The sequence below is a fragment of the Parasphingorhabdus pacifica genome (genome assembly GCF_054779195.1).
Genome location: NZ_BAAGYS010000015.1, coordinates 168,498 through 186,936, shown reverse-complemented (window position 1 = coordinate 186,936; position 18,439 = coordinate 168,498). Strand labels below are relative to the sequence as shown.

Sequence of the window (18,439 nt, the reverse complement as noted above, 5' to 3'; positions counted from 1 at the left end):
GAGGACCGTCCGCGGTGAACACTACGGTAACGTGAGTGTTGTGCTTCGGATGTCGTAGCTGCCCACAGCGGTGGGCGCCGACATCGGTCAAGGGCATGTTCGGTTCTGTTGGTGAAGGTGGGCAGTAGTTGATCCTCGGGATTGCGGCACGGGCACTCGTGGTGGTCGCTCGATGAGCGGGACATCCGGCCAAGCGGGGGCGTCCCCGTCCGACGAGGCGCGCCGACGGCGCACGTTCGCCGTGATCAGTCACCCGGACGCCGGTAAGTCCACGCTGACCGAGGCGCTGGCACTGCACGCCAAGGTGATCTCCGAAGCGGGTGCGGTCCACGGCAAGGGCAGCCGTCGGGGGGTGGTCTCCGACTGGCTGGAGATGGAGCAGACCAGAGGTATCTCGATCACCTCGGCGGCTTTGCAGTTCTCCTACAAGGACTGCGTGATCAACCTGCTGGACACGCCCGGCCACGCGGACTTCTCCGAGGACACCTACCGCGTTCTCGCCGCCGTCGACTGCGCGGTGATGCTGCTGGACGCGGCGAAAGGACTGGAGCCCCAGACGCTGAAGCTGTTCGACGTCTGCCGGTACCGAGGCATCCCGACGATCACATTCATCAACAAGTGGGACCGTCCAGGCCGGGACGCGTTGGAACTGTGCGATGAGGTCCGGGAACGGATCGGGCTGGAACCGATGCCGTTGACGTGGCCGGTCGGCGAAGCGGGCCGCTTCAAGGGCGTGCTCGACCGCGATAGCGGGGATTTCGTGGGGTACGAGCGGACCGAGGGCGGCGCGAAGGTCGCGCACGAACAGCGGTTGACCGCTGCGGAAGCCGCCGACGAGGTGGGCGAGGAGTGGGAACAGGCCAGCGAGGAATCGGAACTGCTGTCGGCGAGTGGTTCCGACCTGGACGTCGCCGCGTTCGAAAGCGGGAAGGCCACGCCGGTGTTGTTCGGTTCCGCGGTGCGGAACTTCGGCGTGGGGCAGCTGCTGGAGACGCTCGTCGATCTCGCGCCGCAACCACAACCCCGACCCGACGTCGCGGGAAAGCCGCGTGAGCTGGACGCGCCGTTCTCGGCCTTCGTGTTCAAGGTGCAGACCGGAATGGATCCCGCGCACCGCGACCGGGTGGGTTTCGCGCGCGTGTGCTCCGGCGTGTTCGAACGCGGGATGGTCGTCACCCACGCGAAGACCGGTCGACCGTTCGGAACCAAGTACGCGCAGCAGGTCTTCGGCCAGCAGCGCGAGACCCTGGAAACCGCCTATCCCGGCGATGTGATCGGGTTGGTCAACGCCCAGGCGCTCCGCGTGGGCGACACGCTGCACTCCGGTAAACCGAACGTCGAGTTCCCCGGCATTCCGAGTTTCGCGCCGGAACACTTCGCGGTCGCACGCACCAAGGACCCCGGCCGTTCCAAGCAGTTCCGGCGAGGTGTGGAGCAGCTCGCGCAGGAAGGCGTCGTGCAGGTCCTGCGGTCGGACAAACGCGGGGAGGCCGCGCCGGTGCTCGCCGCTGTCGGTCCGATGCAGTTCGAAGTCGCGGCGCAGCGGATGGAATCGGAGTTCCGGGTACCGCTGCAGCTCGACCGGTTGCCCTACCAAGTCGTGCGGATCGTCAGCGATCCGACCCAGCGGGCTCAGTTCGACACCTCCAGGAGCGAAGTGCTCGATCGCGACGACGGTACGCCGCTGGCGCTGTTCTCCGACAACATCGCGATGAACTCGTTGCTGCGGTTGCACCCGGAACTGAAGCTCGAAAACGTGATCGCCGACGAGAGCTGATCCGGGCGGGTTCTCGGAAAAGCGCTTACTCGGGCCGCGCCGGGCCGGTCGGGGACCGGCCGGTGTGGACGCGTGCTCGTCTCCCGAACGACCGCGCGGGATCAGCCGACGTACCGGCGGGCAACGGACTCGCGTTGTGATTCCTCCAGCAGGCGCAGCAGTCGTTCGACCTCCGGTGGGACGGCGCGGCGATTGCGAAGCACCCACCTCGAGCGACCGAGCGCCTCGCCGACGGCCGAGATCGTGTACCTGTCCCGAGGCGCTGAGGCCAGGACGGTGGCGCTGCGCCGCAGTGCGCTGAGCGCCGGACGCCGCAACCACAGAGTCCAGAGCGTATTGCGGATCCCGAGCTGGCGGCGACGGCGCGCGTCGCGCGCCAGGGAAGGCGCGTGATGGATCACGACGTCCTCCACCCAGCACAGCCACCACCCGCGGGTGACCACGTCGATCGCGAGCAGCTCCTCCTCGCCACCGAGCCACAGGACGGGTGAGAATCCGCCCGCCTGCCGGAAGGCCTCGACGCGGAAGGTCGTCAGACCGGCCATGACGCTGAGCAGTGCCGGACCCGGCAACCAGGACGGTGCCGGAACCGGTGACGCCCGCAACTCCGGGGTCAGCGGGTCCTCCTCGAGAGCCGGCTCGACGAGGCAACGGCCCATGACAGCGGCGATCTCCGGAGTCGTGTCGAGCACGTCGGCGGCCCGCTGCACCGATCCCGGTTGCCACCGGGTGTCGTCGTCGCAGAAGGCCACATACGGAGTCCGAATCCGGTCGACGGCCCGGTTGCGCGCGGCGGCGCCGACGTTCTGCTGGCAACGCAACAGATCCACGCCGGGGAATTCGGCGGCCACCATCTCGGCGGTTCCGTCGGTGGATGCGTTGTCGGCGACGATGATCGGCGCGGCGTCGGGTATCGCTCCCATGTGCGCCAGCGTCCGCCGGAGTTCTTCCCGGCGGTTGTGCGTCATGACCACCACGGTTACCCGGTTCTCGGCTCGGACCATCGGAGACCACCCCGCGTACGCGGGTACCCACCGTTGTTTGTCGCTGCACCTCCAGGGGTATCTCGATCGTGCAGGCTCGTGGAGGGGTGGTGGATCGTACGTGCGGTCGATGTTCGGTCGGGCCGTGGTCACCGGCGGTGCGGGATTCCTCGGCTCCCACCTGTGCGAAGCCTTGCTCGATCGAGGAACCGCGGTGTGCTGCCTGGACAACTTTTGCACCGGACTGCGGGAGAACACCCGTGAGATGGGGACACGAGCAGGATTCGAGTTGATCGACCACGACATCGCCTCCGCACCGTTCACCCGCGACGGTGTGGACCTGGTCGTGCACATGGCTTCGCCCGCGTCGCCGGAACACTACATGAAGCTGCCGCTGGAGACGCTTCGCAGCGGAAGTGACGGTACCCGGCACGCGCTGGAGCTGGCCGAACACAACCGGGCGCGCTTCCTGCTGGTCTCCACCAGCGAGGTCTACGGCGACCCGCTCGTGCATCCGCAGCGCGAGGATTACCGGGGCAACGTGGACCCGACCGGACCCCGCGCGGTCTACGACGAGGCCAAGCGGTTCGCCGAAGCGCTCACCTCCGCCTACCGGGCACACCGCGGCCTGGAGACCCGGATCGCGCGCGTCTTCAACTCCTACGGTCCCCGGATGCGTTCGGACGACGGCCGGATGGTTCCGACCTTCATCCGGCAGGCACTACGGAACGAGCCGATCACGGTGACCGGCGACGGGGAGCAGACCCGGTCGCTGTGCTACGTGGACGACACGGTCGGCGGGTTGCTCGCGGTGGCGGCAGGAACGTGGCCCGACCCGGTCAACATCGGCCACCCGCACGAGTCACGTGTGTCCACATTGGCCGAGGTGGTTCGTGTGCTCGCGGAGTCGAGCTCGCCCATCGTGCACGTTGCGGCGGCTCCGGACGATCCGCGGCGGCGCTGCCCGGACATCTCCACGGCAGAGGAGAAACTGGGATGGCGGCCCGTGGTCGGTGTTCGAGAAGGTCTTCGACGGACGATCAGCTGGCGGTCTCGTGCGTACCGTCGGCAGCTCGTTCCGCCCGCAGTCGGAGGATGACCGCTCGGGCGGCCGATGCGGCCACCACTTCGGCGTTGTTGTCGAACGCATGGGACCGACGTCCGTAGAAGCTCAGCGTTCCCACGAGTTCATCGCATTCGCAGAGCGGGACGACCAGGAAGCTGAAGACGTTGGATTCCCTGGCGCTGCGGGCGAAAGCCGTCCAGTGCGTGCGGATCTCGCCGACATCGGCGAGCACGATCATGTGGGAGCGCGCCGCCTCGATGCTCGGGCCGTGGCCGTGGTCCAACTGGCATTCCTCCATCCGCGCGGCTCGTTTCTCGGTGTGCAGAAGAACATCACCGCGCACGTGGAGCACTCGGAGGCACGCCATCCGGGCGCCGGGCACCAGGCGGACGGCCTCTGTCAAGGCCGTCCGCGGTGGGAGCACGGGCCGATCAGACATCGCGCCGCACGGAACGCTGGTCGGCTTCGAGCAGCTCGACCTCCCGCTCGACCGGAGCGGGCAGTCGCCTGCGCCGGAGCAGTGCTGCCGGTGCCCGCAGCAAGGCCTGCGAGAACGCGCCACGAGCGTTCCGGTCGGTCAGTGCCGCCCGAGCGACCCTGCGTGTGTGCTGGACGGCGACGTCCGGGGATCGACGCATCCACGACAGCAGCAGGTTGTTGCGCTGCTCGAGGAGCGCGCGCCGGTCGGTGCCGGAGCGCCGGTCGGACGGATGGTGACGTGCCACGACGGCGTCGAGGTAGATCAGATCCCACCCGTGCGTGGCGAGATCCCAGGCCAGCATCTTCTCCTCCGCGACGAAGAACAGGACCGGGTTGAAGCCATCGACCCCGGCGAACGCGCTACGGCGCACGATCGCCGAGCACGCCGTGAACCCCAGGACCCTCCGCCCGGGCAGTTCCGGTGGGGTGGTCAGCGGTGAATTCGCCATCGGTTCGTTCACCGGGTCCGGGCGGCGCTGCTCGCCGACCAGCGTGCGTGCCGCGATCAGGCCGACTCCCGGATTGTCGGCGAACGCGGTCTCCGCGATCGTCAGCGCCTTGGGCTCCCACCACGAATCGTCATCGCAGAAAGCCACGTAGGGCGTGGAGGCGCCCAAGCAGCCGATGTTGCGGGCGACGGCTCCGAGGTTGCGCTGCAGCCGGATCAGCGATACACGCGGGAACCGCTCCGCCACCGCGGCAGGCGTGCCGTCGTCCGAAGCGTTGTCCACGACGATCACCGGTGGCGGCGGGGCCAGTTCGTGAAGCTTCGCCAGCGTGCGCAGAAGTTCCGGACAGCGATTCCGGGTTGCGATCACGACGCTCGTCCCGGGGGCGCCGGTCATGATCGGGCCCTCTGGCCGGCTTTCCGGAGGCAGGCCGCCAGCTCGGGCAGCAGTGGAGAGCCTCCCGCCGCCGAACGCTCGCAAGCGATTGCGAGTTCCCTGGCCTCGTCCGAACGGCACCACGTCCACCACCGGTCGAGCACCTGTCGGGGACGCGGACCGGCCAGCTCCTCCGCGCTGATCACAGCCGGCCACTGCCAGGCCGCGGTTTGGGCGGTCACCTTCCCGCCACCTTCGACGGGGTCGATCGCCAACGCGGGAACGCCCTCGCACAAGGCGAAAACGATCCCGTGCAGCCGGGTTGTGATGACGAGATCCGTCCGGGCGATCAGACAGGCGAATTCGTCGGCGGTCGAACACCGCTGCCAATCGGCGGTGTCCAGCCGGGTGTCCAACGGTAGCGGTGCGGCTTCCTGATCGACGAGCCAGTCCCGCAGGACTTCGTGGACCTGCTCGTGACGCCGCCGATCGCCGAATTCGGGCTGTCCGGGCGCCAGGACAACCCCGACCACCGGTGAACGTCCCTCGCCTGCTTGGGTGGCGAGGTCCTTCCTGGCGGGAAGGCCGGGTCCGTCGCGGGCGAGGATGCGGTCGAAACCGGCGGCCGCGGGACAATCGGAGGTCACCACCGAGGTCCCGACCGCGATCCGGTGTAGTCCGGCGAAACGGTGGTGCAACTCCTCGATCTGCCATCCGTGCAGCGGGCCACAGGCGAAAACGACATGGGTGTATTCCGCATCGGACGTGCCTGCGAACGGCTGCCCGTCCGCGCGGAATTTCGGGCTCCACACGACGTCGTGCGGAATTCCGTCCGCCGTCAGTTCCGCAGCGACGCGTTCCATGCTCCGCACGTCCCCAGCAGTGGCCTCACCGTGAACGAAACTCGCCCACCCAGTGATCAGCACGCGCATCTGCCCTCCTCCGCGGTCGTGGCAGGAATACCCGCGTCGGCGGGCGGGGATGCAGGAAGATTTCGCGGAGTGAGTGGTCGATCGTTCTCGTACGGCGAAGGCCACGGGCGTTTTGTGGTGGTTTGTTTCGCGCGTCGCTTCGGAGGGTAGCGGAGTACGGGGGACACTTACGCTTTTCGGCGCGTCAAGGCCAGTACGGATTCCGGCAAAATCTGGGGGTTCACCGTGCGGGTACTGGGAATCAACTCGGTCTTCCACGATCCGGCGGCGGCTCTCGTCGTGGACGGCCGGATCCTGGCCGCGGCAGAGGAGGAACGCTTCACCCGGCGCAAGCACGGCAAGGATCCGGTGCCGTTCTCCGCGTGGGAACAACCGGTGGAGGCCGCGAAGTGGTGCCTGCGGACGGGCGGAATAACGGCGTCCGAGGTGGATGCCGTGGCGTGTTCGTACGACCCGGGACTGGTCGACGAAGGTCTCAGCGGCACGGATCGGAACTGGGAATGGTTGCGTACGCTGTACGCGCGCCGCGCGCCGGAGTTCCTGAAAACAGCCTTGCCAGGACTCGATTCGTCCACTGTGGAGTTCGTTCCGCACCACGTTGCGCACGCCGCGTCCGCCGGGCTCGCCGCCCCGTACGAGGACTGTGCGGTGCTGACCGTGGACGGTCGTGGAGAGCGGATCTCCGCGCTGGCGGGCTCGTACCGGAACGGGGAACTGGACGTGCTCGCGACGCAGCGACTACCGCACTCGCTCGGCCTGATGTACGAGGAGCTCACCGAGCACCTCGGTTTTGCACGGTCCAGCGACGAATACAAGGTGATGGCCCTGGCGTCCTACGCGAAACCGGTCTTCAGCAGCGAGATCGCCGAATTCGTGCGCACGGTCGATGACGGGCACTTCGAAGTGGCGCCGATCGACTGGGGCCGCTGGGCACCTGCCCGGCAGCCCGGTGGTGAGCTGCGCGAGGAGCACGCGCAGCTCGCCTCGAGCGTGCAGGCCCGGTTGGAAGAGGTGCTCCTCGAACTCGCAGGCTGGCTGCACCAGCGAACCGGACACCGCTTCCTCGCGTGCGCCGGCGGCGTCGCGCTCAATTGCGTCGCGAACACCCGCCTCGCCGTCGAAGGCCCGTTCGAACAGGTGTGGGTTCAACCGGCAGCGGGCGATTCGGGAACGGCGCTCGGTGGTGCACTGCAGCTCGCGTCGAGCAACGGGGATCGGATCATTCCGATGCCCGATGCCGACCTCGGGCGCGAATGGTCCGAAGAGGACATCGCCGCGCTACTCGACAACGCTGCGCTGAAGTACGAGCGTCCAGGGGATGTGGGTGCGGTAGCGGCCGAGTACCTCGCCGCCGATCGGATCGTCGCGTGGTTCCAGGGCCGAAGCGAATTCGGTCCGCGCGCGCTGGGGCACCGATCGCTGTTCGCGCACCCGGGACACGCGGACAACGTAGAGCGGTTGAACCGGGTCAAGGGGCGTGAGCAGTTCCGCCCGGTCGCGCCGATGGTCCGCCAGGAGCGGGCGGGCGAGTTGTTCTCCGGAGGACCGCTGCCGAGTCCTTACATGCTCTTCGTGCACGACGTCGATCCCGAATGGCAGGACCGAATACCGGCGGTGGTGCACGTGGACGGCACCGCGCGGATCCAGACAGTGGACGGCGGCGCACAACCCGGGCTGTCGAGGATGCTCGAGGAGTTCGAATCCCGGACCGGGCTGCCCGCTGTGATCAACACGAGCTTCAACACGGCAGGCCGTCCCATGGTCGACAGCCCCGTGGACGCTCTCGAATGCTTCGGCGCAGCCCCGATCGACGTGCTGGTCATCGGTCCGTTCGTGGTGCGGCGGCCCGGGAGCGAATCGTGAGTGCCGAGTCGGAGATGCCGGTCTACTCGGTCGTGATCCCCACGATGGGCCGGGACAGCCTGCGGGCGGTGCTCGACGCGCTGGAAGCGGGCAGGGGACCGGATCCGGCGGAGGTCGTGGTGGTCGACGACCGTCCGGTCCCGGAGGTTCCACTGCGATTGCCGGACTCCCGGCTTTCCACGCGACTGCTGCATTCGTTCGGTCGCGGACCGGCCGGAGCCCGCAACACCGGCTGGCGTGCCGTGCGGACCGAATGGATCGTGTTCTTGGACGACGACGTGATCCCCGGTTCCCGGTGGCGGGCGCAATTGTGCCGGGACCTCGACGTCGGCAGAGACGTCGCGGCGTGCCAGGGACGAATCGTCGTGCCCGTGCCCGGACATCGCAAACCCACCGACAACGAGCGAGGCACCGCATGCCTGGTCGAAGCTTGGTGGATCACCGCGGACATGGCCTACCGGCGCTCGTCGCTGATGGCCACCGGTGGATTCGACGAGGACTTCCCCCGGGCTTTCCGGGAGGACGCCGACCTCGCTCTGCGAGTGCAGGAGACGGGGTACCGGTTGGTCACCGGCGAGCGGATCACGTACCACCCGGTTCGTGCTGCCGGCTTCCTCGCCAGCGTCCACGCCCAACGAGGGAATGCCGACAACGCGACCATGCGGCGCAAGCACGGCCGGCGCTGGCGTTGGCGCACCGGCGAAGGAGCCGGGCGGCTGGTCCAGCACCTGCTCACCACAGGTGCCGCGGGCGTCGCGCTGGCCATCGGCGGGTCATCGAAACCGACGCTCCGGCGGATCGGGCGGGCCGCCGGAGCGCTGTGGTGCGCGCTGACGGCGGAGTTCGCCCTGCGCCGGATCCGGCAGGGCCCGGCAACACCGGCGGAGCTCGCGCGCATGGTGGTGACCAGTGTGCTCATCCCGCCGGCCGCGTGCCTGCACCGAACCCGTGGCGAGATCCGGGTCCGGTCGTCCGGACGGCTGCCCGCTGCGGTGCTGTTCGACCGGGACGACACCTTGATCCACGACGTTCCCTACAACGGCGACCCCGATCTGGTGTGGCCCAAGGACGGTATGCGGGCGGCGCTCGACCAACTGCGGTCCAAGAGCATTCCCCTCGGTGTCGTCAGCAACCAGTCAGGCGTGGCGCGCGGACTGGTGCGCAGGGACGAGGTGGCGGCGGTGAACGCCGAGGTGGAACGGCAGCTGGGGCCATTCGGTACCTGGCAGATCTGCGTGCACGACTCGGTCGACCTGTGCGGTTGCCGGAAACCGGCGCCCACGCTGATCGAACGCGCGGCGTCGGCGCTCGGCGGGGAGCCTTCCCGATGCGTTGTCGTCGGTGACACAGGGGCGGACGTGGCAGCAGCACGGGCGGCCGGTGCGCGGGCGATCCTCGTGCCCACCGAGCGGACGTTGCGCACCGAGATCGCCGACGCCCGGACCGGAGCCGAAGTGGTCGCGACGGTCCCGGAAGCCGTTGAACGGATTCTGGGAGGTCGGTGATGACGCAACGCGTTCTGGTGGCTCGACTGGACAATATCGGTGACGTGTTGCTCGCGGGCCCCGCGGTGCGGGCGGTTGCCGCGAGGGCGGAATCCGTGGTGATGCTCGCCGGCCCCCGAGGGGCCGCGGCGGCCGAACTGCTTCCCGGCGTCGAGCGAGTGGTTCGTTGGCGAGCTCCGTGGATCGACCCGGAACCGGATCCGGTCCGCGAACCCGACATGCGGGAGTTGATCGATCGCGTCCGCGAGCTCGGTCCGCAGAAGGCCCTCGTGCTGACCTCGTTCCACCAGTCCGCGCTGCCGCTGGCACTACTGCTGCGCATGGCGGGTGTGGAGTGGATCGGTGCGATCAGCGAGGACTACCCGGGTTCGCTGCTCGACCTCCGCCACCGCGTTGACGGCGATCCGCCGGAGCCGGAACGTGCGCTCTCGCTGGTCCGGGCCGGTGGGTACGACCTTGCAGCCACCGACGACGGCCGCCTCGCCATTCGCGGACCACTGCCGGACGTGTCCCACCTGGTCGGATCGTCGGATTTTGTGGTGGTGCACCCGGGAGCGTCGGTGCCCGCTCGGGAATGGCCCGCGGAACGCTGCACCGAGGCGGTGCGACTGCTGGCCCGGCGTGGTCATCGCGTGGTCGTCACGGGAACTCCCGCGCAGCGCGAACTGACCGCGCGGGTCGCGGGCGGGAACGCGCTGGACCTCGGCGGTGCGACCGGCCTGCGTGAGCTCGCGGCCGTGCTCGCGCACGCACGGGTGCTGATCGCGCCGAACACCGGGCCCGCGCACTTGGCAGCCGCGGTGGGAACGCCGGTCGTCTCGTTGTTCGCCCCGGTCGTGCCCGCGGCGAGATGGGCGCCCTACGGCGTCCCCACGGTGCTCCTCGGCGACCAGCAGGCCGCTTGTCGCGCCTCCCGCGCGAGGGAATGCCCGATCAGCGGTCATCCCTGCCTGTCGAACGTCTCCGCGCACGACGTGGTGGACGCGGTGCACCGGATCGAGGTGGTGGCATGCGCATCCTGATCTGGCACGTGCACGGCTCCTGGACGACGGCGTTCGTGCACGGGCCGAACCACACCTACCTCGTGCCCCGGAAGCCGGGCGGCGACGCCGACGGCAAGGGCAGGCCGGACACGTTCACCTGGCCGGGGCACGCCGTCGAGGTCCCGCCCGAGGAACTGGCCGAGCTGCCGGTCGACGCGCTCGTCCTGCAGCGCCCGCACGAGGTGGATCTCGCCGAGGAGTGGCTCGGCAGGCGCCCCGGCATCGACGTGCCCGCCGTCTACGTGGAGCACGACGCGCCCAGGGGCGAAGTGGCCGCGACCCGGCACCCGCTCGCGGATCGCGACGACATCCCGGTCGTGCACGTCACACACTTCAACCGGGCGTTCTGGGATTGCGGCCGCGCGCCCACGTCGGTGGTCGAACACGGCATCATCGATCCCGGCTATCGCTACACCGGTGAACTCCCGCGCGCCGCCGCGGCTATCAACGAGCCCCTCCGGCGTGCCCGCATAGCCGGCACCGACCTGCTTCCGAGCATCACCGGTGAGGTCCCGCTGGACCTGTTCGGCATGCGGGTGTGCGGTGTGCCGGAGTGGCTGGGAACCGACTCCCTCACGCCATACGAGAACTTCCCGCAGGCAGACATGCACTCGGCGCTCGCGTTGCGGCGCGTGTACGTCCACCCGTACCGCTGGACCTCGCTGGGGCTTTCCCTGCTGGAAGCCATGCAGCTGGGCATGCCGGTTGTCGCCCTGGCGACCACGGAGGCGGTCGAGGCGGTGCCGCCGGAAGCCGGAGTGGTCTCCACCCGACTCGACGTGCTCGCCGACGCCGTCGCGGATTTCGTCGCCGATCCGGACCGGGCTCGTGAAATCGGCGCGGCCGCTCGGGAATCGGCGTTGCGCACCTACTCGCTCGACCGCTTCCACACCGCGTGGGACGACCTGTTGGAGGAGGTGACGAGGTGAGGATCCATCTGGTCTCCGAACACGCCAGCCCGCTCGCCGCGCTCGGAGGTGCCGATGCCGGTGGGCAGAACGTGCACGTCGCGGAACTCGCGACCCGCCTCGCCGGGCTCGGTCACGACGTCGTGGTGCACACCAGGAGGGAAGCTCCCGACGTGCCCGCGAGGGTGCCACTCGATACCGGCGTCGTCGTCGAGCACGTGCCCGCGGGGCCTCCGGAGCCGGTGCCCAAGGATGCTCTCCTGCCGTTCATGGACGAGTTCGCCGACAACCTCGCGCGTCGTTGGGCGCGGGAGCGGCCGGATCTGGTCCACGCGCACTTCTGGATGAGCGGCCTGGCGGTCTGCCGGGCCGCGGCGGGGACCGCGATCCCGCTGCTGCAGACTTTCCACGCTCTTGGTCGGGTCAAACGGCGGCACCAGGGCACTCGCGACACGAGTCCGGCCCGGCGGGCGCGTCTGGAAGCGACGGTGGCGCGGACGGTCGACCTGATCGTGGCCACCTGTTCGGACGAGGTCGACGAGCTGGTCGGGATGGGAGTCCGTCCGGACCGCACCGAGATCGTGCCGTGCGGCATCGACGTGACCAAGTTCGTGCCGGACGGAGCGAGTACCCCCGACGGCCGGAACAGGCCGCGAATCCTCTGCGTCGGGCGGCTCGTGGAGCGCAAGGGAATCGACACGGTGATCGCCGCACTGGCCCGGATCCCGGACGCCGAGCTGGTGATCGCGGGTGGGCCGGCAGCTTCGGAGTGGGAGGCGGACGGTGAGGTGGCGAGGTTGCGGACGATCGCGCGCGACCACGGAGTGGTGGATCGGGTCGTGTTCCTGGGGCCGGTCGACCATTCTGCTGTTCCCGCCCTGTACCGCTCGGCGGACGTGGTCGTGAGCGTCCCGTGGTACGAGCCCTTCGGGACCGTGCCGCTCGAAGCCATGGCCTGCGGCGTTCCTCCGGTGGTGACAGCGGTCGGCGGGCACCTCGACACCGTCGTGGACGGAGTGACCGGTCTGCTCGTTCCCCCGAGGGACGTCGAGGCGCTGGCCGAGCGCGTCCGCGAACTGCTGGCCCGTCCCGGATGGCGTCACGAGCTCGGACGGACCGGCATCAGCCGCGTGCACGCCCACTACGGGTGGGACGTGCTGGTGCGGGACACAGAGGCTGTTTACCAGGGGGTGCTGGCGGAAGACCGCAGCAGGTTCGCCGCGTCGACCGGAGGTGCGCCATGATCGAGGAGCACTTCGCGGCGCTGGGCAGAGCCGCTGAGAAGACCGCTGGTTCGGCACCCGTCCTGCACTCGTGGGCTCGACACCTGGCGACCGTGCTCGGCGAGGGCGGTCGACTCCTGACCTGTGGCAACGGGGGCAGTGCCGCCGAGGCCCAGCACCTCAGCGGCGAGCTGACCGGCCGATTCCTGCGGGACCGCAGGCCGTTCTCGGCGATCCCGTTGCACGCCGACACGTCCGCGATCACCGGGATCCTCAACGACTACGGCGAGCAGGAGGTGTTCGCACGCGGGGTGCAGGCCCACGGCCGCAGGGGCGACGTGTTGATCGCGTTGTCCACCAGCGGCCGGAGCCACAACGTCATCGCCGCGGTGAAGACCGCGCACGAACTGGGGCTGGTCACCTGGGCACTGACCGGGCCGACGCCGAACAGCCTCGCCGCGGTCTGTGACGACGCGGTGCCGGTGGAAGCGACGAGCGTCGCGACGATCCAGGAAATGCATCTGGCCCTCGTGCACGCGCTGTGCGCGGCGTTCGATGAGGAGGCGTGTGGTGAAGCTGACGATCATCGGGGATGCCGTACTTGATGTGGATCTGACCGGTTCGGCGAGTCGGCTTTGTCCGGACGCTCCGGTGCCGGTGGTCGACGTGGCCGCCCGCGTCCGACGTCCGGGAGGGGCGGCGTTGGCCGCGTTGCTCGCCGCGAGGCAGGGCGTGGACGTCACGGTCGTGACCGGGCGTGGTGCTGACGCGGACGGTGGCGAACTCGGTCGGCTGCTGTCCGGTCAGGTGACGCTCATCGATGCGCCGTTTATCGGGGGCACACCGGCGAAGATCCGGGTTCGCGCGTCCGGACAGTCGCTGCTGCGGTTGGATTCCGGTGACGGTGCGGTACCCGATGTGCCGTTGGGGGACGAGACCCGCGCGGCGATCCGGGACGCGGACACGGTGCTCGTCGCCGATTACGGGCGCGGCATCACCCGCAACGCGTGGCTGCGAGGGGAACTGACCGCGTTGGGGCCGGGAACCCCACTCGTGTGGGACCCGCATCCGAAGGGCGCTGTACCGGTGGCGCGGGCGGACCTCGTCGTGCCCAACCGCTCGGAGGCAGGTGTCCTCGACGAGGTGAGCTCGCCGGTGGTCGCCGCGGAAGTCCTGCGGCAGCGTTGGGGATGCGGTGCCGTGGCCGTGACGTTGGGTGCTGACGGCGCGGTCGTCGTACCGGCGCGCGAACACGTGCCCGCGCCCGAAGTACCGCCGGGTTCGGACGTGTGCGGGGCCGGGGACAGTTTCGCGGTCGCCGCCGCGAAGGCACTCGGCAATCGTGAGTCCATTGTGGATTGTGTTCGGTACGCTGTGGACAGTTCCAGCCGATTCGTGGCCGGGGGAGGAGTCGAGTGCTGGGACACGGATCGAACCAGCCACTCCGTCCGCACCCACCCGCTTTCGGCGTTCGAAGTTGCGGCGCGGGTGCGAGCCGAAGGAGGTCGGGTCGTGGCCGCGGGGGGTTGCTTCGACCTCCTGCATCCCGGACACGTCGACCTGCTGGAGCGGGCGCGCGCCCTCGGTGACGTCCTCGTGGTGTGCCTGAACTCCGACGAGTCGGTGCGCGGGCTCAAAGGCCCGTCCAGGCCGGTGGCCGGTGCGGAGGACCGGCGCAAGCTCCTCGAAGCGCTCGAATGCGTCGACGCGGTGGCCGTCTTCGACGAACTCTCCCCGTGCGAGCTGCTGGCGGAACTCCGGCCCGACGTGTGGGTCAAGGGTGGCGAGTACAAGCCATCGGAACTGCCCGAAGCGCGGGTTGTGCGGCGACACGGTGGACGCACCGTGCTCCTGCCGCTGCTCGACGGTTACTCGTCCACTCGTCTGCTCGACAGTGCGCAGGCGGTCGGCTGATCCGAGAAAAGGGAGAAGCGCATGAACGACATGGGGAACATCCTCATCACCGGAGGCGCCTCGGGACTCGGGGCTGCAACCGCTCGCGCGGTCGCCGCACGCGGCGGAACCCCGCTCGTGCTGGACCGCCTGGAACCACCGGATCCGGTCAAGTACCGCACCGTCGACCTCGCGGACGGGGGAGCGGCCGAGCAGGCCGTCCGCGAACTGTCCGACTCCGCGGGCGGGATCGACGGCGTGTTCACCGCCGCGGGCATCGACTCGTGCGGCCCGCTCGACGCCGTCCCCGCCGACGAGTGGGACCGAGTGGTGCGCGTCAACCTGCTCGGCACGGCAGCGGTCGTCCGCGCCGCGCTGCCGTACTTGCTGCGCAGCCGAGGAACGGTGGTCACCTGCTCGTCGACCCTCGGCATCAAAGCAGTCGGGGACGCCACGGCCTACTGTGCGTCGAAGGCGGGCGTCGTCGGGTTCTCCCGCTCGCTGGCCGCCGAGACGGCGGGCCGGATCGGGGTGACCATGCTCGTTCCCGGTGGAATGTGGACCTCGTTCTTCGACGGACGGGACGAGCAGTACCAACCGCCTCGGGAGGCGAAGCTCAACCAGCCCGAGGACGTCGCCGAAACCGTCCTGTTCGCGCTGCGGCAGCCGCCGGGTTGCGAAGTCCGGGAACTGGTCGTGTGCTCCTCGGAAGAGGGTTCGTGGCCGTGAACGGCACGATCCTGGTGCTGCGCGCGCTGGGTCTCGGAGACGTGCTGACCGCGGTCCCGGCCCTGCGCGCGCTGCGGCAGGCCTGGCCACGACACCGGCTGGTCCTGGCCGCTCCGCGATCCCTCGCGGAGCTGGTGCCGTTGACCCGTGCGGCCGACGATCTGTGGCCGACGGACGGGCCTATGGCCTTGTCATGGTCCGCACCCGCGCCGGGTATCGCGGTCAACCTGCACGGGAAGGGGCCGCAGAGCCTCGAAGCGGTGCGGTCGACGGGCGCCGAGTGCGTCCTGAGCCACCGGCATCCCGCGCATCCGGACGTCGATGGTCCCGACTGGTCGGACGACCAGCACGAGGTCTCGCGGTGGTGCCGGATGCTGCGTTGGTACGGCCTCGAACCGGACGACGCGGACCTGTTCCTGGCGCCACCGGAGGAGTCGTTCCGCCCGGGATCGACGGTGGTGCATCCCGGTGCCAGCCACGGTGCCCGGCGCTGGCCGGTGGAACGATTCGCCGCTGTCGCGGGAAAGCTCGCCGCCCGTGGAGAGCGGGTGGTCATCACCGGTAGCGCCGCCGAGCGTCCCGCCGCGGAGCGGGTGGCCGAACTGGCGGGGATCGAGGATTCAGCGGTGCTGGCGGGGAGCACGAGTCTGCGGCAGCTCACCGCGTTGGTCCACGGCGCACGGCTGGTGTTGTGCGGTGACACCGGGCTCGCCCATGTGGCCACCGCATACCACCGACCTTCGGTAACGCTGTTCGGTCCGGTTTCCCCGTTCCACTGGGGACCACCGAAGGACCGCCGACACGTCACGTTGTGGAACGGCACCACCGGTGACACGTTCGCGGACCGGCCCGACCCTGCACTGCTGGAACTGTCGACCGCAGCGGTGCTCGAATCGGCCGAAACCTTGCTCGATCGCGGCGACTCCGAGGTGGCGCGATGAGTTTCCGGTGGCAACGTCGGCTCCGGGTGTTGGTGGTGGGACGGGGCCGACGATGCGCTGTGGTGGCCGCCGGGATGGCGGAGCTCGGCCACCAGGTCACCAGCCGCGTCCGCTCCCGTGCCGACGAGTGCGGCGAGCCCGGTTTGCCGACGTTGGCCCAGCACGCGATCAGGTGCGGCCGGTGGTCGTTTTCCGAGGGGCCCTGCCCGGACGTGCTGGTCGTCTGCGGCCCGACCGTCGACCAGCTGGATCGCGCGGGAGCGCGGATCGGGGATGGCGTGGTCGTCAACACCTGCGTGCCACCGTGGGCATCGACGAAGGCCGTGGGCGACCGTCTCGGCCGTGGTGCGGACGCCGTGGTCAGCAACCCGCTCGCGTTGCGCGCGGGTCGCGCGGTCCGGGACTTCCTGGAACCCGCCCGCATCGTGATCGGAGCCGACGACGAGCGTGCGTCGAGCGCTGCGGAGTGCCTCTACGGGGGCGTGAACGCACCGGTCGTCCGGAGCGACGTCCGCAGCGCCGACCTGATCGCACCGGCCGGTGACGGATACTGCGCGATCCGCCACCGGTTCTTCGAACAGCTTGCCGAACTCTGCGCGGAGGTCGGCGTCGATGCTCGGAGCGTCGTCGAGTGCCTCCGGTACGACGATCGGATCGAATGCCGAGACTCCTTGCTGCCCGCCGACCCCGACGAGTTCGCGGGCCTCGGTTCGCTGTTCGACATGGCGGGCGGGGACCCCGGGACACCGATGCTGCGCGAGTTCGGCGATGAAGGGCGGGGGCGTGGTGGAAGTGCTTGCCGGTGACGGAGTTTCCCGGCGAATCGGGGTCATCGGAGCGGGTTACGTCGGACTGACCACAGGGGCATGCTTGGCCTCGCTGGGCCATCACGTGGTGTGCGGAGACGTGGATGCGGCGAAGGTCGAGCGTCTCGCGCGTGGTGTGGTGGAGATCCGCGAACCCGGACTGCCGGAGAAGGTCTCCGACGGGATCTCGACCGGTCGGTTGCGCTTCGTGGCGGGACCTGCCGAGGCTACCGTCGGGGCCGACGTGGTGTTCCTGTGCGTGCCGACTCCGATGGGCGCCGGGGGCGCGGCGGATCTGGCAGCGGTGGAGGCCGTCGCCGACGAGATCGGGGATCGGTTGCCGCGCGGATGCGTGCTGGTCACCAAGTCCACGGTGCCGGTGGGTACCACCGAGTGGCTCGCGGAATCGCTCGGACGCGGTGATGTTCCGGTGGCCAGCAATCCCGAGTTCATGCGCGAGGGGGCGGCCGTGCACGATTTTCTGCATCCGGGTCGGATCGTGATCGGGACCGACAGCCGGGCGGCCGCGCAGCGGCTCGTGTCCGTCTACGGCGGGCTGGGGGCTCCCGCGGTGGTCACCGATGCCGCCAGTGCGGAAATGGTCAAGTACGCGGCGAACTGCTTCCTGGCGATGAAGCTCTCATACGTCAACGCGGTCGCGGAGTTGTGCGATCGGCTGGGTGCCGATGTCACGGATGTGACCGAAGGGATGGGGCTCGATCGGCGGATCGAGAACTCCTGCCTGCGTCCCGGACCAGGCTGGGGTGGATCGTGCCTGCCGAAGGACACCGCGGCGCTGATGCGGGTCGCGGAGGAGGCGGATTCGGACTTCTCGGTGTTGCGGGCCACCATCCGTTCGAACATGTGGCAGCGTGAACGGGTCGCGGACAAGATCGCCTCGGCCTGTGGCGCTCCCGCCCGGTTGGAGGGACTCCGGATCGGCTTGCTGGGCTTGACCTTCAAGGCGGGCACGAACGATCTGCGGGATTCGCCCGCGTTGGCGGTGGCCCGGCTGCTGGTCGATCGCGGAGCGGAGGTTCTCGCCTACGATCCAGCACTTCGGGGGAACGAGCCGGGCCTGCTCGATCCGGTCACGGTCACCGAGGACCCGTACCAGGTGGCCAAGGGGTCGGCGGCACTCGTGCTGCTGACGGAGTGGCAGGAGTTCCGTGGACTCGACTGGCCGCGGCTGGCCGACCTGCTGGATCGGCCGGTGGTGGTCGACACCCGGAACCACCTCGACCCCACCGAGCTGCGCCTCGCCGGTCTCGATTGGTGCGGGCTCGGACGAGTCGGTGGGAGCTCCTGGAAGAACGCGTAGGACGCGTGGGTGCCCCCGAGCGTCGGGGGTGCGCGAGCCAGTCAGTAGACGGAGAGTGTGCAGTCGTTGGGCGTCTTGTCGCTGAAATGGCTGGTGAGAAGGCAGTCGATGAGAGTGCAAGCACAAATAGTGTTCGTCCGCCGGG

17 protein-coding genes are annotated in these 18,439 nt (G+C 69.4%); 13 read left to right on the top strand and 4 right to left on the bottom strand.

Annotated features, from left to right (window positions below; all coding sequences use genetic code 11):
• The first annotated feature begins 172 nt into the window (after positions 1–172).
• Positions 173–1,777 carry a peptide chain release factor 3 gene (locus tag ACYVAN_RS22715; protein ID WP_460962885.1) on the top strand — a complete coding sequence of 535 codons (1,605 nt, stop codon included), beginning with the start codon at positions 173–175 and terminating at the stop codon, positions 1,775–1,777.
• Positions 1,778–1,878: 101 nt separating this feature from the next.
• Here the strand turns inward: ACYVAN_RS22715 and ACYVAN_RS22710 are convergent, their stop codons facing one another.
• Positions 1,879–2,781: a glycosyltransferase family 2 protein gene (locus tag ACYVAN_RS22710; RefSeq protein ID WP_460962883.1), complete on the bottom strand. Its 903-nt coding sequence runs from the start codon at positions 2,779–2,781 to the stop codon at positions 1,879–1,881.
• Between the two features lie 109 nt (positions 2,782–2,890).
• On the opposite strand from ACYVAN_RS22710, the gene ACYVAN_RS22705 reads away from it, so the two are divergent.
• Entirely contained in the window at positions 2,891–3,859 is a 969-nt protein-coding gene (locus tag ACYVAN_RS22705; RefSeq protein ID WP_460962920.1) for an NAD-dependent epimerase/dehydratase family protein, read from the top strand.
• On the opposite strand, the gene ACYVAN_RS22700 is transcribed toward ACYVAN_RS22705, so the two are convergent.
• From ACYVAN_RS22700 to ACYVAN_RS22690, 3 genes are read right to left on the bottom strand one after another with little or no spacing between them, the layout of a single operon-like run.
• On the bottom strand, positions 3,801–4,229 hold the full coding sequence (locus tag ACYVAN_RS22700; protein ID WP_460962881.1) for a GAF domain-containing protein: 429 nt from the start codon (positions 4,227–4,229) through the stop codon (positions 3,801–3,803). The two genes, ACYVAN_RS22705 and ACYVAN_RS22700, sit on opposite strands and share 59 nt — an antisense overlap.
• 28 nt (positions 4,230–4,257) lie before the next feature.
• Complete coding sequence (locus ACYVAN_RS22695) at positions 4,258–5,151, bottom strand: glycosyltransferase family 2 protein (RefSeq protein ID WP_460962880.1); 894 nt, start codon at positions 5,149–5,151, stop codon at positions 4,258–4,260.
• Entirely contained in the window at positions 5,148–6,056 is a 909-nt protein-coding gene (locus ACYVAN_RS22690) for a polysaccharide pyruvyl transferase family protein (protein ID WP_460962877.1), read from the bottom strand. The genes ACYVAN_RS22695 and ACYVAN_RS22690 overlap by 4 nt, the downstream gene beginning before the upstream one ends.
• A gap of 231 nt (positions 6,057–6,287) precedes the next feature.
• On the opposite strand from ACYVAN_RS22690, the gene ACYVAN_RS22685 reads away from it, so the two are divergent.
• The 11 genes from ACYVAN_RS22685 to ACYVAN_RS22635 are packed head-to-tail and all read left to right on the top strand — an operon-like array spanning position 6,288 to position 18,294.
• A complete protein-coding gene (locus ACYVAN_RS22685) occupies positions 6,288–7,925 on the top strand; it encodes a carbamoyltransferase family protein (RefSeq protein ID WP_460962875.1) in 1,638 nt (545 codons plus the stop codon).
• A complete protein-coding gene (locus ACYVAN_RS22680) occupies positions 7,922–9,430 on the top strand; it encodes an HAD-IIIA family hydrolase (RefSeq protein ID WP_460962873.1) in 1,509 nt (502 codons plus the stop codon). The genes ACYVAN_RS22685 and ACYVAN_RS22680 overlap by 4 nt, the downstream gene beginning before the upstream one ends.
• Complete coding sequence (locus ACYVAN_RS22675) at positions 9,430–10,452, top strand: glycosyltransferase family 9 protein (RefSeq protein ID WP_460962871.1); 1,023 nt, start codon at positions 9,430–9,432, stop codon at positions 10,450–10,452. Before ACYVAN_RS22680 ends, ACYVAN_RS22675 begins: the two co-directional genes overlap by 1 nt.
• Positions 10,440–11,402: a glycosyltransferase gene (locus tag ACYVAN_RS22670; RefSeq protein WP_460962869.1), complete on the top strand. Its 963-nt coding sequence runs from the start codon at positions 10,440–10,442 to the stop codon at positions 11,400–11,402. Before ACYVAN_RS22675 ends, ACYVAN_RS22670 begins: the two co-directional genes overlap by 13 nt.
• The gene (locus tag ACYVAN_RS22665; protein ID WP_460962867.1) at positions 11,399–12,625 is read left to right on the top strand and encodes a glycosyltransferase; all 1,227 of its coding nucleotides are present in this window, start codon (positions 11,399–11,401) and stop codon (positions 12,623–12,625) included. Before ACYVAN_RS22670 ends, ACYVAN_RS22665 begins: the two co-directional genes overlap by 4 nt.
• Entirely contained in the window at positions 12,622–13,209 is a 588-nt protein-coding gene (locus ACYVAN_RS22660; RefSeq protein WP_460962865.1) for a D-sedoheptulose-7-phosphate isomerase, read from the top strand. Before ACYVAN_RS22665 ends, ACYVAN_RS22660 begins: the two co-directional genes overlap by 4 nt.
• Positions 13,175–14,518, top strand: coding sequence for a PfkB family carbohydrate kinase (locus ACYVAN_RS22655; RefSeq protein WP_460962863.1), 1,344 nt, complete (start codon positions 13,175–13,177; stop codon positions 14,516–14,518). Before ACYVAN_RS22660 ends, ACYVAN_RS22655 begins: the two co-directional genes overlap by 35 nt.
• Before the next feature lie 21 nt (positions 14,519–14,539).
• Positions 14,540–15,226, top strand: a complete 687-nt coding sequence (locus ACYVAN_RS22650) for an SDR family oxidoreductase (RefSeq protein WP_460962861.1) — start codon at positions 14,540–14,542, stop codon at positions 15,224–15,226.
• Positions 15,223–16,167 (top strand): glycosyltransferase family 9 protein, encoded by a 945-nt coding sequence (locus tag ACYVAN_RS22645; RefSeq protein WP_460962859.1) that lies wholly within the window; start codon positions 15,223–15,225, stop codon positions 16,165–16,167. The genes ACYVAN_RS22650 and ACYVAN_RS22645 overlap by 4 nt, the downstream gene beginning before the upstream one ends.
• Positions 16,164–16,973 carry a hypothetical protein gene (locus ACYVAN_RS22640; RefSeq protein ID WP_460962857.1) on the top strand — a complete coding sequence of 270 codons (810 nt, stop codon included), beginning with the start codon at positions 16,164–16,166 and terminating at the stop codon, positions 16,971–16,973. Before ACYVAN_RS22645 ends, ACYVAN_RS22640 begins: the two co-directional genes overlap by 4 nt.
• The gene (locus tag ACYVAN_RS22635) at positions 16,951–18,294 is read left to right on the top strand and encodes a UDP-glucose dehydrogenase family protein (protein WP_460962855.1); all 1,344 of its coding nucleotides are present in this window, start codon (positions 16,951–16,953) and stop codon (positions 18,292–18,294) included. The genes ACYVAN_RS22640 and ACYVAN_RS22635 overlap by 23 nt, the downstream gene beginning before the upstream one ends.
• Positions 18,295–18,439: the final 145 nt, after the last annotated feature.